The organism is Pseudosulfitobacter pseudonitzschiae, from assembly GCF_900129395.1.
Taxonomy (GTDB): Bacteria; Pseudomonadota; Alphaproteobacteria; order Rhodobacterales; family Rhodobacteraceae; genus Pseudosulfitobacter; species Pseudosulfitobacter pseudonitzschiae.
In genome coordinates this window covers 258,302-284,004 of sequence record NZ_FQVP01000005.1, presented here as the reverse complement: position 1 = coordinate 284,004, position 25,703 = coordinate 258,302, and the positions used below count along the sequence as shown (strand labels likewise).

At 62.5% G+C, this 25,703-nt stretch carries 22 protein-coding genes; 7 read left to right on the top strand and 15 right to left on the bottom strand.

The window, feature by feature from the left end:
* Positions 1-3 precede the first annotated feature (3 nt).
* Positions 4-903 (top strand): lysophospholipid acyltransferase family protein, encoded by a 900-nt coding sequence (locus BUC08_RS15955; protein ID WP_051694261.1) that lies wholly within the window; start codon positions 4-6, stop codon positions 901-903.
* 24 nt (positions 904-927) lie between these two features.
* Here BUC08_RS15955 and BUC08_RS15950 read toward each other — a convergent pair whose 3' ends face one another.
* On the bottom strand, positions 928-1,620 hold the full coding sequence (locus tag BUC08_RS15950; protein ID WP_037925677.1) for a DUF1223 domain-containing protein: 693 nt from the start codon (positions 1,618-1,620) through the stop codon (positions 928-930).
* Positions 1,621-1,906: 286 nt separating this feature from the next.
* On the opposite strand from BUC08_RS15950, the gene acnA reads away from it, so the two are divergent.
* Together acnA and BUC08_RS15940 are read left to right on the top strand one after the other, a co-directional pair.
* Positions 1,907-4,696, top strand: coding sequence for an aconitate hydratase AcnA (gene acnA, locus BUC08_RS15945; protein WP_037925679.1), 2,790 nt, complete (start codon positions 1,907-1,909; stop codon positions 4,694-4,696).
* 232 nt (positions 4,697-4,928) lie between these two features.
* Positions 4,929-6,236 (top strand): short-chain fatty acid transporter, encoded by a 1,308-nt coding sequence (locus tag BUC08_RS15940; protein ID WP_037925681.1) that lies wholly within the window; start codon positions 4,929-4,931, stop codon positions 6,234-6,236.
* Between the two features lie 5 nt (positions 6,237-6,241).
* On the opposite strand, the gene BUC08_RS15935 is transcribed toward BUC08_RS15940, so the two are convergent.
* From BUC08_RS15935 to yajC, 10 genes are all read right to left on the bottom strand, one after another.
* Entirely contained in the window at positions 6,242-6,781 is a 540-nt protein-coding gene (locus BUC08_RS15935) for a DsbE family thiol:disulfide interchange protein (RefSeq protein WP_037925683.1), read from the bottom strand.
* On the bottom strand, positions 6,774-6,932 hold the full coding sequence (gene ccmD, locus BUC08_RS15930; RefSeq protein WP_174861660.1) for a heme exporter protein CcmD: 159 nt from the start codon (positions 6,930-6,932) through the stop codon (positions 6,774-6,776). The genes BUC08_RS15935 and ccmD overlap by 8 nt, the downstream gene beginning before the upstream one ends.
* A complete protein-coding gene (locus BUC08_RS15925) occupies positions 6,929-7,660 on the bottom strand; it encodes a heme ABC transporter permease (protein WP_037925685.1) in 732 nt (243 codons plus the stop codon). Before BUC08_RS15925 ends, ccmD begins: the two co-directional genes overlap by 4 nt.
* A 63-nt stretch (positions 7,661-7,723) precedes the next feature.
* A complete protein-coding gene (gene ccmB / locus BUC08_RS15920; RefSeq protein WP_037925687.1) occupies positions 7,724-8,380 on the bottom strand; it encodes a heme exporter protein CcmB in 657 nt (218 codons plus the stop codon).
* Positions 8,377-8,997, bottom strand: coding sequence for a heme ABC exporter ATP-binding protein CcmA (gene ccmA / locus BUC08_RS15915; protein WP_037925689.1), 621 nt, complete (start codon positions 8,995-8,997; stop codon positions 8,377-8,379). The genes ccmB and ccmA overlap by 4 nt, the downstream gene beginning before the upstream one ends.
* 115 nt (positions 8,998-9,112) lie before the next feature.
* Positions 9,113-9,469, bottom strand: a complete 357-nt coding sequence (locus BUC08_RS15910; RefSeq protein ID WP_037925691.1) for an Mth938-like domain-containing protein — start codon at positions 9,467-9,469, stop codon at positions 9,113-9,115.
* 1 nt (position 9,470) lies between these two features.
* Positions 9,471-10,253 carry a sulfite exporter TauE/SafE family protein gene (locus BUC08_RS15905; protein ID WP_224769677.1) on the bottom strand — a complete coding sequence of 261 codons (783 nt, stop codon included), beginning with the start codon at positions 10,251-10,253 and terminating at the stop codon, positions 9,471-9,473.
* Positions 10,219-11,187, bottom strand: a complete 969-nt coding sequence (secF, locus tag BUC08_RS15900) for a protein translocase subunit SecF (RefSeq protein WP_037925694.1) — start codon at positions 11,185-11,187, stop codon at positions 10,219-10,221. The genes BUC08_RS15905 and secF overlap by 35 nt, the downstream gene beginning before the upstream one ends.
* A gap of 1 nt (position 11,188) precedes the next feature.
* Positions 11,189-12,850 (bottom strand): protein translocase subunit SecD, encoded by a 1,662-nt coding sequence (secD, locus tag BUC08_RS15895; protein ID WP_037925696.1) that lies wholly within the window; start codon positions 12,848-12,850, stop codon positions 11,189-11,191.
* The gene (gene yajC / locus BUC08_RS15890) at positions 12,851-13,129 is read right to left on the bottom strand and encodes a preprotein translocase subunit YajC (protein WP_037925698.1); all 279 of its coding nucleotides are present in this window, start codon (positions 13,127-13,129) and stop codon (positions 12,851-12,853) included.
* A 210-nt stretch (positions 13,130-13,339) separates the two neighbouring features.
* On the opposite strand from yajC, the gene serS reads away from it, so the two are divergent.
* On the top strand, positions 13,340-14,632 hold the full coding sequence (serS, locus tag BUC08_RS15885; protein ID WP_037925700.1) for a serine--tRNA ligase: 1,293 nt from the start codon (positions 13,340-13,342) through the stop codon (positions 14,630-14,632).
* Here the strand turns inward: serS and BUC08_RS15880 are convergent.
* Positions 14,629-15,741, bottom strand: a complete 1,113-nt coding sequence (locus tag BUC08_RS15880) for a DUF2235 domain-containing protein (protein ID WP_037925702.1) — start codon at positions 15,739-15,741, stop codon at positions 14,629-14,631. The genes serS and BUC08_RS15880 overlap by 4 nt on opposite strands.
* A gap of 81 nt (positions 15,742-15,822) precedes the next feature.
* On the opposite strand from BUC08_RS15880, the gene BUC08_RS15875 reads away from it, so the two are divergent.
* Positions 15,823-16,512 (top strand): tryptophan-rich sensory protein, encoded by a 690-nt coding sequence (locus BUC08_RS15875; RefSeq protein WP_037925704.1) that lies wholly within the window; start codon positions 15,823-15,825, stop codon positions 16,510-16,512.
* An 81-nt stretch (positions 16,513-16,593) separates the two neighbouring features.
* Here the strand turns inward: BUC08_RS15875 and der are convergent, their stop codons facing one another.
* From der to BUC08_RS15860, 3 genes are all read right to left on the bottom strand, one after another.
* A complete protein-coding gene (gene der, locus BUC08_RS15870) occupies positions 16,594-18,066 on the bottom strand; it encodes a ribosome biogenesis GTPase Der (RefSeq protein ID WP_037925706.1) in 1,473 nt (490 codons plus the stop codon).
* A gap of 69 nt (positions 18,067-18,135) precedes the next feature.
* On the bottom strand, positions 18,136-19,488 hold the full coding sequence (locus tag BUC08_RS15865) for an outer membrane protein assembly factor BamB family protein (RefSeq protein WP_037925708.1): 1,353 nt from the start codon (positions 19,486-19,488) through the stop codon (positions 18,136-18,138).
* A 48-nt stretch (positions 19,489-19,536) separates the two neighbouring features.
* Positions 19,537-20,214: a tetratricopeptide repeat protein gene (locus tag BUC08_RS15860; protein WP_037925715.1), complete on the bottom strand. Its 678-nt coding sequence runs from the start codon at positions 20,212-20,214 to the stop codon at positions 19,537-19,539.
* Positions 20,215-20,460: 246 nt separating this feature from the next.
* Here BUC08_RS15860 and BUC08_RS15855 point away from each other — a divergent pair, with 246 nt between their 5' ends.
* Both BUC08_RS15855 and BUC08_RS15850 read left to right on the top strand, forming a co-directional pair.
* The gene (locus tag BUC08_RS15855; protein WP_037926309.1) at positions 20,461-21,753 is read left to right on the top strand and encodes an efflux RND transporter periplasmic adaptor subunit; all 1,293 of its coding nucleotides are present in this window, start codon (positions 20,461-20,463) and stop codon (positions 21,751-21,753) included.
* Positions 21,750-25,682, top strand: a complete 3,933-nt coding sequence (locus BUC08_RS15850) for an efflux RND transporter permease subunit (protein ID WP_037925717.1) — start codon at positions 21,750-21,752, stop codon at positions 25,680-25,682. Before BUC08_RS15855 ends, BUC08_RS15850 begins: the two co-directional genes overlap by 4 nt.
* Positions 25,683-25,703 lie beyond the last annotated feature (21 nt).

Sequence of the window (25,703 nt, the reverse complement as noted above, 5' to 3'; positions counted from 1 at the left end):
CCCATGGCCAAAGCCGACCTATCGACCATGCCGCTGCGCGAGCGCGCGGGGCACTATGTGTCCAACGCGATCATCTATACGCTGATCCGTGTGGCGCTGGCCCTGCCCTATGCGACGCGCGTGGCGCTGCTGGGCGGGATCGTGGAACGTATCGTGGGGCCGCTGGTGGGCTACCGTCGCCGTGCCGAGGCGAACCTTGCGCTGATCTACCCCGAGATGGCCGCGACGGAACGGCGGCGTATCGCGCGGGCCTGCCTGAACAACGCGGGCCGCAGCATCATCGAGAATTATTCGTCGGAAGAGTTCCTGCACCGCATGGAAAACCAGCCCGTGACCGGTGCAGGTTTCGACGCCTTGCGCGAGGCCGATGCCGCGGACCGTCCGGTCATTCTGGTGACGGGACACTTCGGGAACTACGAGGCGACCCGCGCCGCATTGGTGGCACAGGGCTTTGCCGTGGGCGGGCTGTACCGTGACATGGCCAACCCCTATTTCAACGCCCATTACGTCAAGACGATGCAGGCCTTTGGCGGCCCTGTCTTTCCCCAGGGGCGGCGCGGCACATCCGGCTTTGTCCGCCATCTGCGCGGCGGTGGGCAGTTGGTGCTCTTGTTCGATCAGCACGTGTTCGAGGGGACGGTGCTGGACTTCATGGGCCAGCCTGCAAAAACCGCCCTGTCGGCGGCCGAGCTTGCGCTGCGGTTCGATGCCTTGCTGATCCCATTCTACGGCATCCGTCAGCCTGATGGCCTGAGCTTTGAAACGGTGCTGGAAGCGCCGGTTGCGCATACGGATGCGGAAACGATGACGCAGGCGCTGAACGACAGCCTGGGTGCAAGGGTGCGGGAAAACCCCGAACAATGGTTCTGGGTGCATCGCCGCTGGCGCGCCTACGAGGCCTGAAGCGGGGTCACCGCTCGCAGCTATCTAGCGCAGTGCGTCCGCTGCCAGGATCGCGCCGTCGGTGCCTTGCTGGACCAGCACCACCAGCGGCGCGTCACCTGTCACGGGCACGTTCAGCGACAGGTCGCTGCGCCCGTCCCATGTGCCAATCGCCTTCCAGTCCCAGGCGACATTGGCATAGTCCAGCGTCATGCCCGCGTTCTCGCCCCGGGTGATCCGCGTGTTGCTCATCGGGGTATAGCGCACCAGCTGCACCACCATCTGCGCCGCATCACCGGTGTTCTGCGCCGAAATCTGCAACGCATCACCCTGCCGTGTCACGTCCAGCGTCACCGGCGACTTCATCGCCGCATGTTTGGCAATCGCTTCGGACAACTCCATCGGCCGCGCGCCCACGATGTCGGTCTGACCGTTCACCACCATCTGCGGCGTATAGATCGACCGGCGCTGGGCCGCGGCGGCATAACCACGCTGACGATCCGCATAGGCGGGTACGGCGAATTCGTCTTTCCAGCCGATATAGTCCCAATAGTCCACATGAAGCGCCAGGGCGATCACATCATCGCGCTGCGCCAACTCGGCAAAAATCTTGTCTGCAGGCGGGCACGACGAACAGCCCTGCGAGGTGAACAACTCGACCACGACCGGCGAATCTGCGGTTCCGGGCGTGGCAGTGGACAGCAGTGCTGCGGCAAGAACGGACAAGACTGATTTCATGTATTGGAGGCCTTTGGGTCTTTTGGTCTGGATCATACCTAACCGTATGACCCTGTAATGACCAATCAAGCTTTGTTGAAAGATGGCCAGCGACAGTGCAGGATGGTTCCAAAGCGCCACATCTGACGGCAATCCTTAGAATTCGGTACACAACGGTATACAAAAGTGTCGCAGAGCGGTGGAATCCTGTTGATCCGAACTAGATTAAGATGCAAATCAGGCGCGAAGACCGCCCCCTGCCACCTGCCCCTCCCAATTGGGGCACAATAAGCCAAAGGAGCCACCCATGCCCATCACAGTTGGCCATGATACGTCCAAAACCCGCAAGACGCTGACAGTCGGCGACCAGTCGGTCGCCTATTATTCGATTCCCGCCGCCACCGAGGCAGGCCTGGGCGATTTCTCGAAATTGCCCGCCGCGTTGAAAGTGGTGCTGGAAAACATGCTGCGGTTCGAAGACGGCAAGACCGTCACAACCGACGACATCAAGGCTTTTGCCGAATGGGCAACAAAGGGCGGCAACAACCCGCGCGAGATCGCCTATCGCCCCGCACGCGTGCTGATGCAGGATTTTACCGGCGTGCCGGCGGTGGTCGACCTGGCCGCGATGCGCGATGGTCTGAAGGCTCTGGGCGGCGACCCTGAAAAGATCAACCCGCTGAACCCCGTCGATCTGGTCATCGACCACTCGGTCATGATCGACGAATTCGGCAACCCGCGCGCGTTCCAGATGAACGTGGACCGCGAATACGAGCGGAACATGGAACGCTATGTGTTCCTGAAATGGGGCCAGAAGGCGTTTAACAACTTCCGCGTGGTGCCCCCCGGCACCGGCATCTGCCACCAGGTGAACCTGGAATATCTGGCGCAGACCGTGTGGTCCGACAAGGACCAGAACGGCGAGCTGGTGGCCTATCCCGACACATTGGTCGGCACCGACAGCCACACAACAATGGTCAACGGCGCGGCGGTTCTGGGCTGGGGCGTGGGTGGTATCGAGGCCGAGGCCGCGATGCTGGGTCAGCCGATTTCGATGCTGATCCCCGAAGTTGTCGGCTTTGAGCTGACAGGCAAGATGATGGAAGGCACCACCGGCACCGACCTGGTGCTGAAAGTCGTGGAAATGCTGCGCGAAAAAGGCGTGGTCAGCAAATTCGTCGAATTCTACGGCGAAGGTCTGGACCACCTGCCGCTGGCCGACCGTGCCACCATCGCCAACATGGCTCCGGAATACGGCGCGACATGCGGCTTTTTCCCCATCGACGATGAAACCCTGCGCTACCTGACCAACACGGGCCGCGACAAGGACCGCATCGCGCTGGTCGAAGCCTATGCCAAGGAAAACGGTTTCTGGCGTGGTGCGGACTATGCGCCGATCTACACAGACACGCTGCACCTGGACATGGGCACCATTGTGCCCGCGATTTCCGGTCCCAAACGCCCGCAGGACTATATCGCGCTGACATCGGCCCACACTGCGTTCGCCGAATACGTCAACGGCGTGCGCGGCGGTGCGGATGCTACAGAGAGTTCCGAAGTGCGCTGGGAAGGTGAAGGCGGCCAGCCCGAGCCGCGCGAAATCCCCGGCGACACGGGCAACCACAAACGTGGCTATGTGCAGACCGATGATGGCAACTATCAACTGCACGACGGGTCCATCGTGATCGCATCGATCACATCGTGCACCAACACGTCGAACCCCTACGTGATGATCGGTGCGGGCCTTGTGGCGCGGAAAGCCCGCGCGCTGGGTCTGACCCGCAAGCCTTGGGTCAAGACGTCGCTCGCTCCCGGTTCGCAAGTCGTGTCGCACTATCTTGAGGCCGCAGGCCTGCAAGAGGATCTGGACGCCATCGGCTTCAACCTTGTCGGCTATGGCTGCACCACCTGCATCGGCAACTCGGGCCCGCTGGATGCACCGATCAGCAAGGCGATCAATGACTACGACCTGATCGGCACCTCGGTCCTGTCGGGCAACCGCAACTTTGAAGGCCGGATTTCGCCTGACGTGCGCGCCAACTATCTGGCCTCGCCTCCCCTCGTGGTGGCCTATGCGCTGGTCGGTGACATGAACGTCGATCTGGCCAACGGCGTTCTGGGTCAGGACAAGGACGGCAATGACGTTTACCTGAAAGACATCTGGCCCTCGACCCAGGAGGTTGCGGAACTGGTCGAGCAGACCGTGACGCGCGCCGCGTTCCAGGACAAATATGCCGACGTCTTCAAGGGCGACGAAAAATGGCAAGGCGTCGAAGTGACGGACAGCATGACCTACGACTGGCCGCCGCAATCGACCTATGTGCAGAACCCGCCCTATTTCCAGAACATGAGCAAGGAACCGGGCACGATCAGCAACATCAAGGACGCCAAAGTGCTGGCGGTCTTGGGTGACATGATCACGACCGACCACATCTCGCCTGCCGGTTCGTTCAAGGAAAGCACCCCTGCCGGTCAGTATCTGGTGGAGCGTCAGGTGCCGGTGCGCGAGTTCAACTCGTACGGGTCGCGGCGCGGCAACCACGAGGTGATGATGCGCGGCACATTCGCCAACATCCGCATCAAGAACGAAATGCTGGACGGCGTCGAGGGCGGTTATACCAAGGGCCCCGATGGCAAACAGACCTCGATCTTTGACGCGGCCATGGCGCATCAGGCCAACGGCACACCGCTGGTGATCTTTGGCGGCGAACAGTATGGCGCGGGGTCCTCGCGTGACTGGGCGGCCAAGGGCACGGCGCTGCTGGGCGTCAAAGCCGTGATCGCGGAAAACTTCGAGCGTATCCACCGTTCGAATCTGGTGGGCATGGGCGTTATCCCGTTCGAGTTCACAAATGGCGACACCCGCAAATCGCTGGGTCTGACCGGCGAGGAAACCGTGTCGATCAGCGGTCTGGACACCATCAAGCCGCTGCAAGAGGTGCCTTGCACCATCACCATGGCAGACGGTTCGGTGAAAGAGATCAAGATCAAGTGCCGCATCGATACGGCGATCGAGATCGAATACATCGAGCACGGCGGCGTTCTGCACTATGTGCTGCGCAACCTTGCCGCTGAAAGCGCCATCGCTGCGGAATAAACCCGGCGCACAAGCAATTCGGAAAAGCCCCCGCGCGGTTGCGTCGGGGGTTTTTTCATTTGACGGCTATCGGTTTTGATCAAGCCTTTGGATGACAGGTCAAGCACCTGAGGTTACAGTATAAATCAGGCGCAGCTACAGGAAAATGCCGTGCTTTGCCTCTTTTCATTCAGGTTAAAATCCCGGATCGTCCCGGGAAATACGCAACCCTAAAGAGAAAAGGAAAGCCGCCATGCTGAATGCGATATCCCGTCCGATGGTTCGCATCGTCGACCGATACCTGCCCGATCCCTTCGTCTTTGTCGTCGTGCTCACGCTGGTCGCGGGCCTGGCCGCGATGGGCATTCAGGGCAGCAGCCCGCTTGAGGTGATCAGCGTCTGGGGTGACGGGTTCTGGTCGCTGCTCAGCTTCTCGATGCAGATGCTTCTGGTGCTGGTCACGGGCTATATGATGGCGTCGACCCCGCTGGTCAAAAAGGGTCTGCAGGCCCTCGCCGGTCTGGCCAGCAGCGCGGGCGGTGCCATCCTTCTGGTCAGCGTCGTGTCGCTGGCGGCAAGCTGGATCAACTGGGGCTTTGGCCTTGTGGTCGGGGCCTTGTTCGCCAAGGAACTGGCCCGCCAGATCAAGGTGGACTATCGCCTGCTGGTGGCCTCGGCCTATTCGGGTTTTATCGTCTGGCACGGCGGTCTGGCGGGGTCGATCCCGCTGTCCATCGCCACCGAAGGACACCCCTTTGCCGATCTGACCGGTATCATTCCGACGTCACAGACGATCTTTTCCACCTACAACCTGATCATCGTGGCCGCGCTGTTCGTTGTCGTCCCGCTGGTCAACCGCGCGATGATGCCGTCAGAGACCGACAGCATCTATATCGACCCGGCCCTGCTGAAGACCGATGAAACCACCAAGCCCGACACCCGCTCACCCGCCGAGTATCTGGAAACCACGCCCATCCTGTCGGTGCTGATCGGTGCCGCGGGTGCCGCCTGGTTGATCCAGTATTTCGCCGCAGGCAACGGGCTGTCGCTGAACGTCATCAACTTTTTGTTCCTGACACTGGCGATCCTGCTGCATGGCACGCCGCGCCACTTGCTGAACGCGCTGAATGAGGCCGTCAAAGGTGGCGCCGGCATCGTGATCCAGTTCCCCTTCTACGCGGGCATCATGGCGATCATGGTCCAGACCGGATTGGCCGCGACCGTGTCCGAGGGGCTGGTGGGTCTGGCGACCGAGGCCACGCTGCCATTCTGGTCGTTCCTGTCCGCAGGCATCGTCAACTTTTTCGTGCCCTCGGGCGGCGGACAATGGGCGGTTCAGGCCCCGGTGATCCTGCCCGCAGCCCAAGCGCTGGGTGCGGATCTTGGCCGTGCGTCGATGGCCGTGGCCTGGGGGGATGCATGGACAAACATGGTGCAGCCCTTCTGGGCGCTGCCGATCCTTGGCATTGCCGGTCTGCGGGCCAAGGACATCATGGGGTTCTGCGTGATCCACCTGGTGATCACTGGCGTCATCATCGCCCTTGGCCTGACCTTTCTGTAAAGGTCTCAGTCTGCCTGCGCGGCTTCCAGCGCGGGCAGAAACCGCTGTTCGTAATCGCTGCCCACAAGCGGGCCTGCAAAGCGGAACAGTACGGTGCCGTCGCCGTCCACGATAAAGGTCTCGGGCGGCGCCGTCACACCCCAGTCAATCCCCGTACGTCCCGCCGGATCAAAGGCGACAGCGGAAAAGGGATTGCCGTCATCCTCAAGGTAAGCGGTCGCGGCACCCTTCTGATCCTTGTAGTTCACCCCGACGATCCTCAGCCCCTCGGCCTGCATTTCCAGCAGGCGCGGGTGTTCGGCGCGGCATGGCGGACACCAGCTGGCCCAGAAGTTCACCAGCGTCACCTCGCCCTGCTTGAACATTTCCGGCGTCACACCGGGATAGTCTGCAAGCGTGTCCGTGGTGATCGCAGGCACCTGTTGCCCCACCAGCGTCGACGGCAACCCTTCGGGATCGTCGCGAAACATCCCGAAGGCCGCCAGTCCGACAAAAGCGGCAAAGACCAACGGCGGTGCGATCATCATCGGTGACAGTCTAGGCATCCTTGCGCCCCCTGGCTTCGGTGCGCTGCATTTCGTCCCGCACGCGGCGTCCGCGCAGCAAGGTGGCGGTGACCAGCACGATCAGCAGCACCGCCGTCGCCCCATAGGCCGACAGCACCGCAACGGCGTATTTTCCCAGCTCCGGCATCATACCCCTGCCCCCTGACGTGCGCGCAGGGCGCGGGTGCGCCTTACGCGGATCTCGGTTCCCGTGCGGTACAGCACCAGCGCCAGGAACAGCAGGACAAAGCCTGCGATGCTCAGCAGAAGCGGATGATAGAAAACATCCGCCACGTTCTTTTCCTTGTCCAGCGACAGCGATGCGCCCTGATGCAATCCCTGGTTCCAGAAATTCACCGCATAACGCGAGAGAATGGCAAAGACCGATCCCACGAGGCACAGCACCGATGTCAGATCGGCGGCGGTGTCGGGGTCCTCGATCGCGGACCACATGGCCATGTAGCCAAGGTAGAACAGGAACAGGATCAGGAACGAGGTCAGGCGCGGGTCCCACGCCCACCACGTGCCCCACATCGGCTGGCCCCATACGGCACCGGTGATCAGCGCGATCAGCGTCATGGTCACCCCCACCGGCGCGGCGGCACGGGCGGCCAGCGCGCTGACATGGTGACGCCGGATCAGCCAGATCAACGAGGCCACCAGCATCATGAACCAGCCATTGATCGCCATCAAAGCGGCGGGCACGTGAATATAGATGATCTTGACCGTTGACCCCTGGCGGAAATCATCCGGTGTGCCGAAAAAGCCCCAGGCCAACCCGCTGGCCAGACACAGCACCGCCAGCGCCCACAGCCACGGCAGAACCCGTTCGCTGAGGCGCAGAAACTTGACTGGATTGGCGTATTCCCACAATGACATAGCGTTTTCCTAATCTGTTGGCCGCACGGGCTCAATCCCTGACAGAAGCCTGCGGCAATGCGCTCACCGCAAGTTGACGCGCAGCACGGCAGCGCTGGCAAAGGGCATCAGTGCGAGCACACCCGCGCTGATCCCCGCCAGCATCAACAGTGGCGTGGTGGCGTCCAACCCGTCGGCGCTGCGCCGTGCGGCCTCGGCTCCGAAAATCAGCGTCGGCACATAGAGCGGCAGCACCAGCAGCGACAACAGCAGCCCGCCCCGTTTGATCCCGACGGTCAACGCCGCGCCAAAGGTGCCGATCACCGACAGCGCGGGCGTGCCCAGCAGCAACGACAGGACCAGTCCGCCATAACCCGCCGCTGGCAGGTTCAGCAGCACCGCCAGCACTGGGGCCGCGACCACCAACGGCACGGCCGTGGTCAGCCAATGCGCCAGCGCCTTGACGCTCAGCGCCGCCTCCAGCGGCAAGGGCGCGGTGGCCAGCACGTCCAACGTGCCATCCTCGAAATCCAGCGCCAGGATGCGGTCCAGTGACAAAAGGCAGGCCAGCAGGGCCGCCAGCCACAGGACGCCTGCCGCGATCCGGCCCAGCAGCTCGGACTGTGGTCCCACGCTGAACGGCACCAGAACGACGACAATCAGGAAAAACGCAAGCCCCAGACCAAAGCCACCCCCAGCCCGCAGCGCAAGCCGCAGATCACGCACCAGCAGCGCCCTCACAGGAATGCCTCGTCACTGGCGCCCAGCCGCGCTGCATCCAGCACGACGCGGTGGGGCGTCACATCCAGCACCGCAGCCTCAAGGCCCAGGTCGATATGCGTGGCAATCAACGCCATGCCACCGCCCGCCAGATGCGCGCGCACGGCATCTGCGAACAAGGTCACCGCATCCGCATCCAGCGACACCGTCGGTTCGTCCAGCACCCAGATCGGCCGCCCTGTCACCAGCAACCGCGCCAGCCCGAGCCGTCGCTTTTGACCCGCAGACAATGTGCCGGCCAGCCGGTCCGCCAACGGCTCCAATGCAAAAGCTGCAAGGGCCGCATCCACATGCCGCGTGCCAAAGACAGCGGCCCAAAAAGTCAGGTTTTCGGAAACACTCAGCATCGCCTTCAACCCGTCGGCGTGGCCGGCGTAGGCGATGCGGTCCTCCGCCCCCGTCACATTACCCGCCAGCGCAGGTTGCAACCCGGCGATGGTGCGCAGCAGCGTCGTCTTGCCCGATCCATTTGGCCCCCGCAGCACCAGCGCCTGGCCGGGCGCCAGCGACAGGCTGACACCTTCCAGCACCGGCAAGCCACCGCGCGCCACGGACAATTCGGTTACGTTCAATTCCATCAGCCTGACCTAACGGATGCGCGCGGCTCGGAAAAGCCCTTCTAAGGTGCCTAATTCCCTTGGAGCTGTGCGGGGCGGTAGCCCAGAGGGGGCAAACAGCGCGCCAGCGGACCACTCAGACAGGCAACATCGCCAGCGCAATGCGGCGCCCTTCGCTCAGCAGCACGTTGTAAGTGCGTGCAGCGGCGGGTGAGGACATGGCCTCGACGCCCAGTCCCGCCTCTTCCAGTTGCGAGCGCAGGTCCGCAGGGATATGCGCGACCTCGGCGCCGGTGCCGACGAACAACACGTCGATCTGCCCCGCCAGCGCCAGCAATGCCTGCGGATCGGCGTCATAGCCACCCCAGGCCTGGGTACCTTGCGGCCCGGTCAGCACCGCGCCATGAAACACCTCGCCGCCGATGCGGAAAAAGCCGGGGCCATAGCCTTCGATCGGCTTGGCATCGTTGTAGGTCACTTCGTTCAGACGCATCTCAATTTCCCCAGACTGGCAGGCCCATGATGGCCGAGCTTGCCACAACCACGTAGGCGACGCCACGGTATAGGCCAGCTTTGTCCGGGTTGAAAATGGCCGCACCGATCAAATTGCCGATCATCGACGGGATCGCCAGCATCAGACCGATGACCACTGGAAGCCAGACCAGATCGCCGCGCAACGCCAGCACGCCGACCAGCAGAAAGTCGAAAGCAAAGAGGTACAGCAACACATTCGCCCGCACCACCGCCACCGGCAGAGCGCTGGCCATGTAGAACAGGATCACCGGCGGGCCGGGAACGCCGCTCAGACCGCCGGAAAACCCGGCCAGCGCGCCGATGCCCCCCACCAGCGGCGGCGTCAGCTTGCCCTGATAACGCAGACCAAGTGCCAGGCAGGCGACCAGCGCCAGCGACAGGATGCACACGATATAGCGGTAGGTTTCGCCGGTCATCAGCGCCAGCAACGCAAGGCCCACAGGCAGCAGGCACAAGGTGCCTGCGAGCAGCAGCACCAGGTCGCGGCGGTGCGCCTGACGCAGGGCGCGCGGCACGATGGGAACGGGGCCAAACACGTCCAGCATCACCAAAGAGAGGATCGCCCAGATGGGCGGCATGACCTGTGCCGCCACGGGCAAATAGATCATCGCTGTGCCGAAACCGGAAAAGCCGCGCACGATCCCTGCGACAAATGCGCCAAGGACCAACAGCCAGAGGCCCGGCAGAGCCAGGGCCTCTGACAGAATATCAGGCATCGATGTTGGCGTACTGGTTGCCAGCATTGCCGTCCTGTTTCGTCCAGTCGCGTTTTACGCCCAGATACAGCAGGATCGTCGAGGCCACGAAGATCGACGAATAGGTCCCGACCACAACGCCCCAGATCATCGCAAAGACGAACCCGCGAATAACGTCCCCGCCCAACGCATACAGCGCTATCAGTGCCAGAAGCGTGGTCAGCGAGGTCATCAGCGTCCGGCTGAGGGTTTCGTTGATCGACAGGTTCAAGACCTCTTTCAGCGGGCGGTTCTTGTACTTGCGCAGGTTTTCCCGCACGCGGTCAAAGACCACCACCGTATCGTTCAGCGAATAGCCGACAATGGTCAGCAGCGCCGCGATGATCGCCAGATCGAACCGGATCTGGATTTCCGAGAACACGCCGATGGTCAGGATCACGTCATGGACCAGCGCGATCACGGCGCCCAAGGCAAACTGCCATTCGAACCGCAGCCAGATATAAACCAGCACCGCGCCAATCGCGAGAATCACAGCCAGTGCAGCGGTCTGGATCAGTTCGCCCGACACTTTGGGTCCGACGGATTCGACCGAGATGAACTTGATGTCCGGCACCACCTCCGCCAGCGCCGCCTCGACGGCTGCGATGGTTTCCGGCGTCACGGCCTCTTGCTCGTCCTGTGCCTGAATGCGGAGCATGGCCACGTTCTTGTCCGCACCAAAACTGGGATCGAACACTTCGGTGATTGAAACATCGCCCAGATCGAGGGTTGAAACCGCATCACGGTACACGCCGACATCGACCGGCTGCGTGCTTTCGGTGCGGATGGTCGTGCCGCCCCGGAAGTCGATGCCATAATTCAGCCCCTGCACCAGGAACGAGGTAAAGGCGACCACGACCATCACGGCCGAAATGCCCAACCACAGCTTCCAGCGGCCAAAGAAGTTAAAGTGCGTCTCGTCAGGTACCAGTCTTAAACGCATATCAAACCTCGATCTGCTTGGGGCGGCGGCGGTCGTACCACATAACCACCATCAACCGTGTCACGTAGACCGCGGTAAAGACGGATGTCACGATACCCAGACCCAGGGTGATGGCAAAGCCGCGCACCGGGCCGGAGCCCATGACAAAGAGGATAACGGCGGTGATGAATGTGGTGATGTTGGCATCCAGAATGGCGCTCAGCGCCTTTTCATAGCCCAGTTCGATGGCCCGCGCAGGTCCGCGTGCCGATTTCAGCTCTTCGCGGATACGCTCGAACACCAGCACGTTGGCGTCCACCGCCATACCCACAGTCAGAACGATCCCCGCGATCCCCGGCAACGTCAGCGTCGCACCGATGGTGCTGAGCAGGCCAAAGATCATCGCGATGTTGATGATCAGCGCGATGTTGGCGAACATGCCGAAGAGCCCGTAGCTGAGCACCATGAAGATCAGCACACCGGCAAAGGCAACACCGGTGGCAAGCTTGCCCGCCTCGATGCTGTCTTGTCCCAGTTCGGGGCCGATGGTGCGTTCTTCGAGAAAGTTCATCTTGGCAGGCAAGGCCCCTGCCCGCAGCAATACGGCCAGCTTGGTGGTCTGCTCGACCGTGAAGCGGCCCGTGATAATGCCCGAGCCACCCGGAATATGGCTTTGGATCACCGGCGCGCTGACAACTTCGTTGTCCAGAACGATGGCAAAGGGGCTGCCGATGTTTTCAGCGGTGTAATCGCCAAACCGGCGTGCGCCGGAGGAGTCAAACCGGAAGTTGACTGCAGGACCGCCGTTTTGGTCAAAGGCAGGCTGTGCATCCACCAGATCCTCGCCCGACACCACGGGTGCGGTCTGGATCACATAGTACACACCCTTTTCATCCAGCGATGGCACCAGCTTTTCGCCCGGCGCCACCGACGCATTTTCGTCCGTGGTGCGGGTTACGACGGGGTTGAATGTCAATTGGGCCGTGGTGCCCAACAGCGCCTTCAACTCGGCGGCCGAGCCGATGCCCGGCACTTGGATCAGGATACGGTCGCTGCCCTGGCGCTGGATCGTGGGTTCGCGTGTGCCCACCTCGTCGATCCGGCGACGCACGATTTCCAGCGATTGCTGCATGGTGCGTTCATCGGTGGCCTGTTTCTCGGCGTCGCTGAGGGTCACGGTAATCAGGTCGCCCTGCCCGCTGGCGACAATGTCGGTCGAACCGGCACCGGTCAGCGTTTGCACGGGACGCGCAAGACCGCGCACGATCTCGAGCGCGGTTTGCATGCCCGAAGCCTCGCCGATGCGAATGCGCAGCGTTCCGGCGGGTGAATCCTGCAACCGGATCGTGCCCACGGTGGCCCGCTCGGGGCGCAGCGCGTCACGGATTTCCGGCCAACTGGCTTGAAGACGGGCATCATAAACATCCGAAACCTGCACTTCGGCCAGCAGATGCGCGCCGCCGCGCAGGTCAAGCCCGAGGTTCACCAGGTTCGACGGCAACCATTCGGGCCATTGCCCTGCAAGCGCCTGATTTTCAGGGGTGTCGGCACCGGCCTCGATGGCGGCAACCGCGTCGTTCGACTGCTCGACACGCGTGTAAAACGCATTGGGCAGTGCCAACAGCAGACCCAGGGCCACAAGGCCCCAGATGAACAGCCGTTTCCAGAAACCGATTTGCAGCATTTACTTGGCAGGCTCTGTTTTCGAGATCACCTGCGCGATCGTGCTTTGAACAACACGGATTTTCACGCCGTCAGCCACTTCGAGCTCAAGCTCGTTGTCTTCCTTGACCTTGACCACCTTGCCGATGATGCCGCCCTGGGTCACGACCTGATCACCCCGACGCAGTGCCTGAACCATGGCCTGATGTTCTTTGACCTTTTTCTGCTGCGGACGGATCAACAGGAAATACATGATACCGAAGATCAGGATAAGGGGAACGAACTGGCCGATTTGTTGCATGGAGATTGGTCCTTTTGACGGCCTTCATCGGCCTGCTGTCGATTTTGGCAGAACCTAGGGGCGGCTTCGCATGTGTGCAAGGTGCAATACTGCACTAAACTGCGGCATCTGGACCCGTTTCGGGCCATCCAGAGGCTACCTTTCGCCCGCACGATGGGTCATAAGGCGCGCACCGACTCAAAGCAGACACATCGCTCAGAGGAACTGACCATGCACGACATCCGCGCTATCCGAGACAATCCCGCCGCTTTTGATGCAGCACTTGCCCGCCGTGGCGATGCGCCGGTGTCCTCGGATCTGTTGTCGCTGGACGAAGCCCGCCGAGGCAAAATCCTGGCCGCCGAAACCGCGCAGGCCGAACAGAACAAGGCGAGCAAAGAGGTCGGTGCCGCAAAGGGGCGTGGCGACGAGGCAGAGTTTGAACGCCTGCGCGCGCTGGTCGCGGCCAAAAAGGCCGAAATCGCCGAGATGAACGAGGCCGCCAAGGCGCTGGACGCGCAGCTGACCGACAAGCTGGCGCGCATTCCCAACCTGCCCGCCGACGATGTGCCCGATGGTGCGGACGAGGCTGATAACGCCGAGGTGAACCGCTGGGGCACACCGCGCAGCTTTGATTTCACCCCCCGCGAGCATTACGACCTGCCATCGGTCGCCCCGTCGATGGATTTCGAAACCGCCGCCAAAATCTCGGGCAGCCGCTTTGTGCTGCTGTCGGGTGCCGTGGCGCGCATTCACCGCGCGCTGGCGCAGTTCATGCTGGACACCCACGTAGATGTGAATGGCCTGACCGAGACGAACACGCCTGTGCTCGTCAATTCCGACGCCATGTACGGCACTGACAAGCTGCCGAAATTTGGCGAAGACAGCTATCAGACCACCGAAGGCAAATGGCTGGTGCCTACATCCGAGGTGCCGCTAACCTATATCGCCGCTGGCGAGGTGATTGATGCAGCCAGCCTGCCCCGCCGCTACACCGCGCACACGCTGTGTTTCCGCTCGGAAGCGGGCAGCGCGGGGCGTGATACTGCGGGTATGCTGCGCCAGCACCAGTTCGAAAAGGTCGAGATGGTCAGCGTCACCCTGCCAGAAGAGTCCGACGCCGAACAAAAGCGCATGCTGCGCTGTGCCGAGGATATCCTGGAGCGTCTGGGCATCCCGTATCGCACCGTGATCCTGTGCACCGGCGACATGGGTTTTGGCGCGCGCCGCACCTATGACATCGAGGCATGGCTGCCCGGCCAGGATGCCTATCGCGAGATCAGCTCGGTATCGAATACGGGCGATTTCCAGGCCCGCCGCATGAATGCGCGGTTCAAGCCGGCAGATGGTGGCAAGCCACAGTTCGTGCACACGCTGAACGGCTCGGGCCTTGCGGTCGGGCGTTGCCTGATCGCGGTGCTGGAAAACGGACAGCAAGCGGACGGTTCGGTGACCCTGCCCGAGGTTCTGGCCCCCTATCTGGGTGGCAAGACCACGTTGGGTGCAGACGGCATTCTCGCCTAACCTGCCGGAAACATCTTGTGCAGACTGCGCGGGCGGTAATCTTTGCGCCCGCGCACACGCGCGTCCGTGCTGTCATGCAGTTCCCACTTTTGCTGCGGCCCCTCGCGCCAACCGCTCAGCTTCTGGCTGAGCCATCCGGTCTTGCCGGTCAACTCGTCCGTATCCACCAGCGCATCACCGTCTACATGGGGAAAGCGCACGCCCGGCTTTTGCTTTAGCGCCTTGGCGCCTTCGTAGATCCATTGCAGCGGATAGGCTGACAACGCCTGTACACGGGCACTGCCGCCGACGACGCTGTGCGTCCCCACGAACCAGACCTGCTGATATTTACGCGCGGGGCTGGTGTCGCCCTTGTTCAGACCTTTCTTGTCGTTCAGGTCATCCAGATTGTCCCATTTCGCAGGCTGGTAGAACAACCGCCGCTCGTCCACGGCCAACGCGTGCCGGGCGCTGCGCACAAGGCTGGACAATGCCATGTCGTGAAACTTGTACTGGGCGTTCCACATCGACGCGACGGGGCCAAGGATTGCCACCGGAACGCCGCGTGCGCCAACCGTGTCCCAAACTCCGATATAGGCGATGTTCACCAGTTCCGAATCGTCATTACGCCAGTCGAGATCCTCTTGCGAGGTGGCAAAGCGAGGCGACAGCTTGCGACGCTCTTGCAGGATATGCGGCTTGTCAGGATGGTTGGCGGCACCGGGCTTGCGATACAGCTTGAACGCTGCGTTGATCCCTTCGGGCGTGGTGTCCGTGACGATCCCGCATTTGCGGATCATCCCGCCGACCGACCGCGCGGTGAACGCGCCACGCGAGAAACCGAACAGGTAGATTTCATCCCCCGGCTGATAGACCTGAGCGATGAACTGGTAGGCCTGCTTGACCTTGGCATCCAGGCCCCACCCAAACGCCCCGCCGCCATATTTGTTGAAAAACCGTTTCACCGGCCCGTCAAACCGCTCGTCGGTGCCAATCCCGGCAAAATAGGCCGAGACCTGGCCCTGCATCGGGTCACTGATCAGGGTGTGGTGAAGTTTATGGACACTGGTGGGTTCTTCGATGGTGGGGGAATTCCACGTGCCATCGCAGAAAATAGCGATACGGGTCATGGCAATCGTCCTTGGCAGTCCGTTGAAATGAATTAGTTGAATACGAAACCACCTTATCATTCCCGTAGGAAGTGTAAATAAATGCCTCTCGCCATCCTTGTCCTGATCCTCAGCATTGCCTTTGCTGCCTCGCCCCTGCTGGTTCCGGGCTTTGGTGGATTTAACCCTGACCAGTTCCCGGTTCCGCAAGACAACCCACCGGTTCAGCCTGCGGGCTATGCTTTCTCGATCTGGGGGCTGATCTATCTGTGGTTGATCGCCAGCGCGGTGTTCGGACTGAAGCGCCCTGTCGAATGGACCGCCATGCGCCCGGCTCTTGCGGTATCACTTGCCATCGGGGCGACGTGGCTGCCGGTCGCGATGCTCAGCCCGGTCTGGGCGGCGATCCTGATCTGGGCGATGCTGGTTACGGCGTTGATCGCGCTGTTCCGTGCGCCGATGACCGACAAGCCCTGGGCCGCCTGGCCGGTTGGCTTGTACACAGGCTGGCTGAGCGCGGCCTCTTGTGTGTCGCTGGGGTTGCTCGCGGCCGGGTATGGCTGGATGAGCCAGCAGACCGCAGCCTATGTCTTTGTGGGACTGGCGATCCTGTTGGCGATGGCGGTGCAAAGCCTGTTGAACCGCACGCCGACATACGGGCTGGCGGTGATCTGGGCGCTGATCGCGGTGGCGGTACACAATTGGGACACTGCAACCGCCGGCGTGGCGTGGCTGGCCTTGATCGGGGCCGTGGCCATGGTCCTGCCGATGGTGCGCAGCGCCCGCGTATAACGGGCGCCGTCACTGGCATTTTGACTTGGCTGCGTTTGGCCGGAAATATTCCGTGGTCCGGGGCAGCGCCCCGGTCCTGCCCTAGCTGCGGCGCCCTTCGGTGTGTTTGCGCAGCTTCGACGGCGGTGCTTTCTTGCGGCCCTTGTAGGGGTTCGAATCGTTCTGGCCACGCATGTACAGACGGATCGGCGTGCCCGGCATGTCGAAATCAATCCGCAGCCCGTTCACCAGATAGCGCGAATAGCTTTCGGGTACCTTGTCGGGATGCGAACACATCACCACGAACCCCGGCGGCCGCGTCTTGGCCTGTGTCATGTAGCGCAGTTTGATGCGCTTGCCTTGCGGTGCGGGGGGCGGATGCGCCTCGACCATGCCACTCAGCCAGCGGTTCAGCGCAGCGGTCGCCACGCGTCGGTTCCACACGTCATAGGCTTTCATGATCGCCGCGTGCAGACGGTCCAGACCGCGTCCCGTCTTGGCCGAGACCGTGATCAGCGGCGCGCCGCGCAGTTGCGGCAGCAGCCGCTCAAAGCTTTCCTTAAGCTCGCGCAGCTTGTCCTGCTTGTCGTCCTCGATGTCCCATTTGTTCACCGCGATGACCACCGCACGGCCCTCGCGTTCGGCCAGGTCGGCAATGCGCAGGTCCTGCTGCTCGAACGGAATGGCCGCGTCCAACAGCACAACGACGACTTCGGCGAACTTGACCGCGCGCAACCCGTCGCCGACGCTGAGTTTCTCCAGCTTTTCCTGCACCTTGGCCTTTTTACGCATCCCGGCGGTGTCAAAAATCCGCATCGGGACAGGTTCGCCATCGTCGCCCGCCCAGTCGATGCGCAGCGAAATCGCGTCACGGGTGATGCCCGCCTCGGGGCCGGTCAACAGACGCTCGTCCCCCAGAATTTTGTTGATCAGCGTCGACTTGCCCGCATTGGGACGGCCCACGACGGCAACTTGCAGGGGTTTGGCGTTGGTGGGCACCGGCACGACGTCCATGTCGTCCAGATCCTCATCCAGCGTCACGTCGATCTCGGGCGCATCTTCGGCGGCGCGTTCGGCGAACTTGTCTGCCAGCGGCATCAGATGCGTATAGAGGTCGTTCAGCCCCTCGCCGTGCTCGGCGGACAGGCGGATCGGCTCGCCCAGACCCAGGCTATAGGCCTCGATCACACCGGCGTCGGCCGCAGCGCCTTCGCCCTTGTTGGCCGCCAGAATCACATGGGCCGAACGTTTGCGCAAGATTTCTGCGAAAACTTCGTCGGTGGGTGTCACCCCTGCCCGCGCGTCGATCATGAACAGGCAGACATCGGCCATGTCCACGGCGCGCTCGGTCAGCTTGCGCATCCGCCCTTGCAGGGATTCGTCCGTGGCCTCTTCCAGACCGGCGGTGTCGATCACGGTAAAGCGCAGGTCGGCCAGGCGCGCAGCCCCTTCGCGCAGGTCGCGGGTCACGCCGGGTTGGTCGTCGACCAGCGCCAGACGCTTGCCCACAAGGCGGTTGAACAGCGTGGACTTGCCCACATTGGGCCGCCCCACGATGGCGAGGGTGAAAGACATGACAGTCTCCGGTTCAGGTCAGGCGCAAGGATGTACGCCCCAAAGCGCACGCCCTAGCGCAATTCCGCATCAACGGAAAGCGTGCAATTGCCCGTTGCGGCTTACAACATACAGCGTGCCACCTGCGACCACCGGTGCGGTGATGCCGCCACCGGGGATTTCCGCAGTGCCGACAAGTGCGCCACTGACCGGATCAAAGCTGCGCAGCAGCCCGTCAGACGAGGCCACCCGCACAAGGCCACCGGCCACAACCGGGCCATTGTGGGCATAGACTTCGGCGATCTTCTTTGGGCGGTCCTTGACATAGTTGGGCAGGCGCACACCCCAGACACGGGTGCCGTCGGAGGCATCAAGACGCACCAGCTCGTTGCGGTCGGTCAGGGCAAAGACGCTGTTGCCGATGGGGTACATGGTATCAATTGCGCCGTCATTCGCGGTCCATTCCCGCATGCCCGACACAGCGTTGACCGCAACCATGCGGCCCGCCTGGCTGCCGGCATAGACGGTGTTGCCCACGACAACGGGCGCGCCAGTGATGTCGTCAACCTTGGACAGCGCGCGGCCTCGACGCTCGCCCAGCACGGATGCGTCCCAGCGGCTCAGACCACCTTGCCGGAACACCGCCTGCATTTCACCCGAGCCGAAGGCAAAGATTGCCAGCTCATCGGTGACGGCAGGTGCCGGAGCACCCAGAATGTTTGAAACGGACTCAGGTCCCGCGACCTGCCAACGTACCCGGCCCGTGGCGGTTTCCACCGCCCAGCCGGTGTCGTCACCTGCCATCAGATAGACCAGATCCCCATAAACCGTGGGTGCGCCCGAACCTGTGGCATCCAGCTGTTGGGTCCAGCGCACACCGCCGTTGGTGACATCCAGCGCGGTCAGCACGCCGTAGCCGGATGAAACGTAGAGCGTGCCATCCTTGACAGCGAGACCTCCGCCGGTGGCAGTGCCCGCATCATCGCGCGCGGGCCGCACGTCCGCCTGCCACAGGGTTGCGCCAGATGTCGATGTCGCGGTGACGGTCGAGCCGGAATCCAGTGTGAAAATGCGCCCTGCATCCACGACCGGATCGGCGGTGATGCGCTGACGGCGGCTGTCACCCTGACCGATGTTGGCGCTCCACACACGTTGCGGAGCGGCGGACAGGGCCGGATTTACGGTGCGATAGGCCGGTGTGCCAATCGAATGGGTCCACGAGGCATTGGCCTTTGGCGCAGGAAAAGACACTGCGCGCGTGGTGTTTTCAGGTGCGACATCGACCACCAGATCTTCGGGATCGGGGTTCTGCAGCACCGAGCGCACAGGCTCGCGTTTGCCCGCAAGAATGACTTCGGGTTCTGTGCACGCGCTCAGGATCAGGCTGCCACCAAGGGCAAGGGCCAGAGGCAAACGCGCCGCGAAAAGAGGGTTCGATTTCATGGCTCTGCTCATTGTCGTTTCTGGTCCCGAGGCAAATTCGTCGTTTGTTCAGTTGCCGTTGGCGCCGTTTGCACCAAGGTCGGGCTCCCCACCCAGCGCCACAATCACCTGTAGCGCACGTTGTTGCAAGTCCGGCGTCACTTCGCTGTCATCCAAAATGGTTTTCAGCCGGGCAATGGCACCATCGGTGTCACCGGTTTCAATGTCGATCATCGCCAGTTGCTCGGTGGCCAGCAGGCGCAACGGCACGCCGGGTTGGGTCAACGCCTCGTAGCCTGCGCGGCGGTCTTCGACGGACATCGTGTCCGCACCCTGCCCCAGAAGTTTGAAAGATGCGATCTGACGGTAGATCAGCGGGACGTCGTTGTTGTTGGCAACCTCTTGCAGGCGCGCGGCACCTTCGGCCGCGTCCCCAACGGCATATTCTTCGGTTGCGGTCAAAAAGTTCAGCACGGCCCGTGCCGACGGCTGACCGGCCTCGATCTTGGAAAAGGCCTCGGCGCGCGCAGCGCTGTCATTCAGCTTCAGCGCATTCAGCATCGCATCCCCCAGCGCCTCGGCTTCGGTGCGGGTCTGGGCCTTTTGCCATTCGTTATAGGCAGCGCCGCCCACGATCAGTGCGATCAGGACCACCGCGATCCAACCATAACGGCGCACCATGCCATACAGGCGGTCACGGCGGACCTCGTCATTCACTTCGTCAATGAAACTGTCGTTATTGCTCATGGCTTGGCCTCGGGTCTGTCACAGGGTCCGACCCTCTGTTGGGGCCCGGTTTCGCCCCTCTTAACGCGCACATGGCGCCAAGCCAAGGGGCACGCGTCAGAACGGCGGACTGCGGCGATTTGCGGATTTGCTGCGCGGCTCAAAATTTTTTTAACTAAACTGGTTAGTTTAGTGTATTTCTGCACCTATATCTCCGACATCAGCAAGCCTGCAGGCTTGGTCGGACGCATACGAATCGGGGCGCTCATGCGTATACTTTCTATTCTGGCGGCATTGATCGTCGCTGTTATCGTGCTGGCTTTCACCATCGAGCGTGACGCAACCATGGCCTACCTGCGCGGCGATGCCGCGGCAGAAACACCTGATCAACCTGCCCCCTCACCGCCCTCGACTGCTGCGCAAGCGGCGCAACCGGCCGCACCCGCGATGCGTGTCGTGGCCCTGCATTCCACCGCGCGTGACATTGACAGCGCCGTCGTGCTGCGCGGTCAGACGCAGGCCTGGCGTGAGGTCGAGGTCAAAGCCGAAACCAGTTCCACCGTGATGTCCGAACCGCTGCCCAAGGGCACCTTTGTCGACGCGGGACAATTGTTGTGCAAACTGTCCCCCGGCACACGCGGCGCGACTTTGGCTGAAGCCAGAGCACGCCTGTCCGAAGCCACCGCCGCCAAGGCCACCGCCGAAAGCCGCGTGCCCGAGGCGCAAAGCCGCGTGGCAGAGGCACAGGCCAAACTGGACGAAACGCTGATCAACCAGAACGCGGCCTCCAAGCTGAGCGAAGGCGGCTTTGCCGCGGAAACCCGCGTCAAAAGCGCCGACGCCGCAGTGGCTTCGGCCCGCGCGGGGCTGGAATCGGCCCGCGCGAGTGTTCAGGCCGCAAAATCGGGCCTGCAATCGGCAGATGCCGGGATCGAGGCGGCGCAGGCAGCCGTGGCCGCTGCCGAGAAAGAAATCGAGCGGCTGGACATCCACGCACCCTTTGCCGGCCTGCTGGAAAGCGACACCGCCGAACTGGGCAGCCTGATGCAGCCCGGCGCGCTGTGTGCCACGGTGATCCAGTTGGACCCGATCAAGCTGGTGGCCTTTGTGCCCGAAACCGATGTCAGCCGCGTGCATGTGGGTGCGATGGCTGGCGGGCGTCTGGCGGCGGGCGGTGACGATGTTCAGGGGCAGGTCACGTTCCTGTCACGCGCAGCGGACCCTGTCACCCGCACATTCCGCGTGGAAATCGAAATTCCGAACTCCGACCTGACACTGCGCGACGGACAAACGGTGGAAATCCTGATCGCCACGGATGGCGCGCCTGCACATCTGCTGCCGCAATCGGCCCTGACCCTGAATGACGAGGGCACGCTGGGGCTGCGCACGCTGGGCCCTGACAGCGTGGTCCAGTTCCAGCCGGTGAAAATCCTGCGCGACACGCCCGATGGCATCTGGCTGACCGGATTGCCCGACTCCGTCGACGTGATCGTCGTGGGACAGGAATATGTCACCGCTGGCGTCACGGTCGATGCGACCTTTCGGGAGGCTGCTGAATGAGCGGTATCGTTGACTGGGCCGCATCCCGGGCGCGGATGGTACTGGCCTTTGTGGTGCTGTCCCTGACGGTCGGCGCCTTTGCCTATGTCAGCCTGCCGAAAGAAGGTGAGCCTGACATCGAGATTCCGATGCTGATCGTCACGGCACCGTTCCCGGGCATTTCTGCATCGGATGCCGAAACGCTGCTGATCAAGCCGATGGAGACCGAGTTGGCCGACCTGCCCGGCCTGAAAAAGATGAGCGCAACCGCCGCGGAAAACTACGCCAACATCGTGCTTGAGTTCGAATTCGGCTGGGACAAGACGCAGGTGATGGCCGATGCCCGCGACGCGTTGAACAACGCGCAGGCCAAGTTCCCCGATGGCGCCGAACAATACACGGTCGAAGAGTTCAACTTTTCCGAATTTCCCATCGTCATCGTAAACCTGTCCGGCCCCGTGCCGGAACGCACCATGGCCCGCGTTGCCAAAGACTTGCAGGACGATCTTGAAGCGCTGGATGCCGTGCTGGAAGCGCCGATTTCAGGCAACCGCGACGAGATGCTGGAAGTGGTGATCGATCCGCTGCGGCTCGAGGCCTATAACGTCACCGCCGCCGAACTGGTGGGCGTGGTTCAGAACAACAACATGCTGATCGCGGCGGGCGAAGTGACCTCGGACAACGGCAGCTTTGCGGTCAAGATCCCCTCGTCCTTCAAAGAGGCGCGCGATGTCTATGCGCTGCCGGTCAAGACGAACGGCGACCGCGTGGTCACGCTGGGCGACCTGGCCGAAATCAACCTGACCTTTGAAGACCGCGCGAGCACCGCGCGGTTCAACGGCAACGACACGATTGCCATCCAGGTGGTGAAGCGCAAGGGATTCAACCTGATCGACACCGCCGATCTGGTCAAGGCGACCGTGGCCAAGAAGGCCGAGAACTGGCCCGACGGACTGAAGGCAGCGGTGCAGGTTGGCACCTCGAACGACCAGAGCCGTGTGGTCAACTCGATGGTGCAACAGCTGCAAGGGTCGGTGTTCACCGCCATCGCGCTGGTGATGATCGTGGTTCTGGCCGCCCTGGGCCTGCGTGCGTCGCTGTTGGTGGGCTTTGCAATCCCGACCTCGTTCCTTTTGTGTTTCGTGTTGCTGGCCCTGATGGGCATTTCGATTTCTAACATTGTCATGTTCGGTCTGATCCTGGCTGTCGGGATGCTGGTCGACGGGGCGATCGTCGTGGTGGAATATGCCGACAAAAGGCAGTCCGAAGGCGTCGGGCCGATGCAGGCCTATGTGGATGCGGCCAAACGCATGTTCTGGCCGGTGATCTCGTCGACCGCGACGACACTGTGCGCCTTCCTGCCGATGCTGTTCTGGCCGGGCGTTCCGGGCGAATTCATGGGCATGTTGCCGGTCACCATCATCTGCGTGCTGTCGGCCTCGCTGGTCGTGGCGCTGGTTTACCTGCCCGTTATGGGCGGTGTGACTGGCCGCATGGAACGCTGGGTGTCCCAAGGCGTGGCCCGTATCGCGGCTCTGCCGGTTCTGGCGCATCTGGGCCTGATCGTGGGACTGGGCGCAATCGCCGCACTGGTCATGGCGCTGGCCTTTGTGCCCCACGCCGCCGAAGTCGGTGCCGTACCGCCCGCGCCGCCTGTCTTTGCGTTGATGGGCGATGTGTTTGGCAAACTGGACCAAAACAGCCTGCAATCCATTCTGGCCACCTTTACCACAGCCTTCGGCGTACTGCTGGTGACGGCCGCGGCGGCGGGGATCGTGCTGGGATGTGTCGTGGGGCTGTTCATCAGCCTGCTGGCCATCATCGCGCGGCTGGGACGTGGTGGCCGTTGGCTGGTGGTCAAGACGTTCGGCGCCCGCACCCGCCGCGTGCACGCGGGCTATCAGCGTTCGCCCTTTGGCCACGTGATGGCGTTCATCGCAGGCAATCCGGTGATGCCGCTGGTGATGATCGGGGCCGTCTTCGTCTTTGTCGGCACCACGCTGGTCACTTTCATGAACAACAACAACGGCACCGAGTTCTTTGTCGAATCCGAACCGGAACAGGCCATTGTCTATGTCATGGCGCGCGGCAACCTCAGCCTTGAGGAAAAGGATGCGCTGGTCCATCAGGCCGAAGACGTGGTGTTACAACATCCCGGCGTGGCCACGGCCTTTGCCTTTGCCGGCACCGGCGGGCTGAATGCCAACACCGGCGGCGCGCAATCGCCGAAAGATACCATCGGCCAAATCCAGATCGAAACCATTCCGTGGGAAGACCGCCCCAGCCACAAGGAGCCGGTCTTTACCATTCCGCTGATCAATTACACGCTGACGCGCGATGTGCAGGACCCGGCCTTTGACGGCAATGCGGTGATTGACGATCTGATGGCCGAGCTTGGGCAGATCCCCGGCATCCGGGTCGAAATCCTCAATCTGGCGATGGGCCCGGCCTCGGCCAAACCGGTGCACCTGCGCCTGAAGGGCAACAATTGGGATGACCTGGTTGCCTCTGCCGCCCTGGCCCGCGCTGAGTTCGAGCGCACGCCCGGCCTGAGGCTGATCGAGGACACGCGCCCCCTGCCCGGCATCGACTGGCAGATCGACGTGGATGTGGAAAAGGCGGGGCGCTACGGCGCAGACGTGGCGACGGTCGGTGCAATGGTGCAACTGGTGACACGCGGTCTGCTGCTGGACACCATGCGGGTCGACACCTCGGACGAAGAAATCGAAATCCGGGTGCGCCTGCCCGAGAAAGACAGGCTGCTGAGCACGCTGGATTCGATGAAAGTGCGGACACCCGACGGGCTGGTGCCGCTGTCGAACTTCATCACCCGCACACCGGTGCCCAAGCTGGCCCAGATCAGCCGCGTGGGTCAGAAACGGTATTTTGACGTCAAGGCCGCGGTCTCTCCCGGCCTGCAAAAGCTGGTGGCAGTGGATACAACCGGCGCCGATGGAGCCACTACCGATGTGGTGGCGACACTCACACCTGCGCCTGATGGCCCCCTGCGCGCCGAGGATGGCACGACCTATGCGGTGCTGGACGCCAGCGCTCCGGCAATGGACCTGCAAGCCGCCTTGGATCAGGGTCGCCTGCACATGGTGCCGGTCAACGCCAACGAACGCATTGCCGAGATAACCAAATGGCTGGACACGGCGCCCCTGCCCGCGGGCATTGAATGGGAATGGACCGGCGACCAGGAGGATCAGGCGGAATCCGAGGCGTTCCTGTCCTCGGCCTTTTCCGCAGCTCTGGGGCTGATGTTCATCATCCTGCTGGCCCAGTTCAACAGCGTCTATAACGCGATCCTGGTCCTGGGGGCCGTGGTGCTGTCCACCGCCGGAGTGCTGATCGGCATGATGGTGATGGATCAGGCGTTTTCGATCATCATGACCGGCACGGGGATCGTGGCGCTGGCAGGAATCGTGGTGAACAACAACATCGTTCTGATCGACACCTATCAGGAATACGAACGCTACATGCCAAGGATCGAGGCGATCATCCGCACCGCACAGGATCGCATCCGCCCCGTGCTGTTGACCACGATCACGACAATGGCGGGATTGGCCCCGATGATGTTCGGCCTGTCGCTGGACTTCGTCAACGGCGGCTTTACCATCGACAGCCCGACCGCGCTGTGGTGGAAACAGCTTGCAACGGCGGTGGTATTTGGGCTGGGCATTGCCACGGTCCTGACGCTGGTGATCACGCCGTCATTGCTGGCGGTGCGCGTGTGGCTGAGCACCTATGTGCTGTGGCTGTCGCATCTGCTGGCCAAGCTCAGCCTGGGCCGTGCCAGCGCAGCGGCGCGCGACTGGGCGTTGAACCGTCAGGCCAAGGCCTCGGACCTGCACGAGATCATCTGGGACGACGGCACAGGCGACACGCGCGCCAAGGCCACCTTTCCCAAAGATCCCCGCCTGAACAGCGACCTGCGCGCAGCGGAATAGCGTGCGGGCGCGCCGGAAACG

What these genes read in the sequence shown, in the direction of transcription:
- BUC08_RS15955 (WP_051694261.1), top strand. Translation starts at nt 4, where the DNA reads ATGGCCAAAGCCGACCTATCGACCATGCCGCTGCGCGAGCGCGCGGGG.
- BUC08_RS15950 (WP_037925677.1), bottom strand. Translation starts at nt 1,620, where the DNA reads ATGAAATCAGTCTTGTCCGTTCTTGCCGCAGCACTGCTGTCCACTGCC.
- acnA (WP_037925679.1), top strand. Translation starts at nt 1,907, where the DNA reads ATGCCCATCACAGTTGGCCATGATACGTCCAAAACCCGCAAGACGCTG.
- BUC08_RS15940 (WP_037925681.1), top strand. Translation starts at nt 4,929, where the DNA reads ATGCTGAATGCGATATCCCGTCCGATGGTTCGCATCGTCGACCGATAC.
- BUC08_RS15935 (WP_037925683.1), bottom strand. Translation starts at nt 6,781, where the DNA reads ATGCCTAGACTGTCACCGATGATGATCGCACCGCCGTTGGTCTTTGCC.
- ccmD (WP_174861660.1), bottom strand. Translation starts at nt 6,932, where the DNA reads ATGATGCCGGAGCTGGGAAAATACGCCGTTGCGGTGCTGTCGGCCTAT.
- BUC08_RS15925 (WP_037925685.1), bottom strand. Translation starts at nt 7,660, where the DNA reads ATGTCATTGTGGGAATACGCCAATCCAGTCAAGTTTCTGCGCCTCAGC.
- ccmA (WP_037925689.1), bottom strand. Translation starts at nt 8,997, where the DNA reads ATGGAATTGAACGTAACCGAATTGTCCGTGGCGCGCGGTGGCTTGCCG.
- BUC08_RS15910 (WP_037925691.1), bottom strand. Translation starts at nt 9,469, where the DNA reads ATGCGTCTGAACGAAGTGACCTACAACGATGCCAAGCCGATCGAAGGC.
- BUC08_RS15905 (WP_224769677.1), bottom strand. Translation starts at nt 10,253, where the DNA reads ATGCTGGCAACCAGTACGCCAACATCGATGCCTGATATTCTGTCAGAG.
- secF (WP_037925694.1), bottom strand. Translation starts at nt 11,187, where the DNA reads ATGCGTTTAAGACTGGTACCTGACGAGACGCACTTTAACTTCTTTGGC.
- secD (WP_037925696.1), bottom strand. Translation starts at nt 12,850, where the DNA reads ATGCTGCAAATCGGTTTCTGGAAACGGCTGTTCATCTGGGGCCTTGTG.
- yajC (WP_037925698.1), bottom strand. Translation starts at nt 13,129, where the DNA reads ATGCAACAAATCGGCCAGTTCGTTCCCCTTATCCTGATCTTCGGTATC.
- serS (WP_037925700.1), top strand. Translation starts at nt 13,340, where the DNA reads ATGCACGACATCCGCGCTATCCGAGACAATCCCGCCGCTTTTGATGCA.
- BUC08_RS15880 (WP_037925702.1), bottom strand. Translation starts at nt 15,741, where the DNA reads ATGACCCGTATCGCTATTTTCTGCGATGGCACGTGGAATTCCCCCACC.
- BUC08_RS15875 (WP_037925704.1), top strand. Translation starts at nt 15,823, where the DNA reads ATGCCTCTCGCCATCCTTGTCCTGATCCTCAGCATTGCCTTTGCTGCC.
- der (WP_037925706.1), bottom strand. Translation starts at nt 18,066, where the DNA reads ATGTCTTTCACCCTCGCCATCGTGGGGCGGCCCAATGTGGGCAAGTCC.
- BUC08_RS15865 (WP_037925708.1), bottom strand. Translation starts at nt 19,488, where the DNA reads ATGAAATCGAACCCTCTTTTCGCGGCGCGTTTGCCTCTGGCCCTTGCC.
- BUC08_RS15860 (WP_037925715.1), bottom strand. Translation starts at nt 20,214, where the DNA reads ATGAGCAATAACGACAGTTTCATTGACGAAGTGAATGACGAGGTCCGC.
- BUC08_RS15855 (WP_037926309.1), top strand. Translation starts at nt 20,461, where the DNA reads ATGCGTATACTTTCTATTCTGGCGGCATTGATCGTCGCTGTTATCGTG.
- BUC08_RS15850 (WP_037925717.1), top strand. Translation starts at nt 21,750, where the DNA reads ATGAGCGGTATCGTTGACTGGGCCGCATCCCGGGCGCGGATGGTACTG.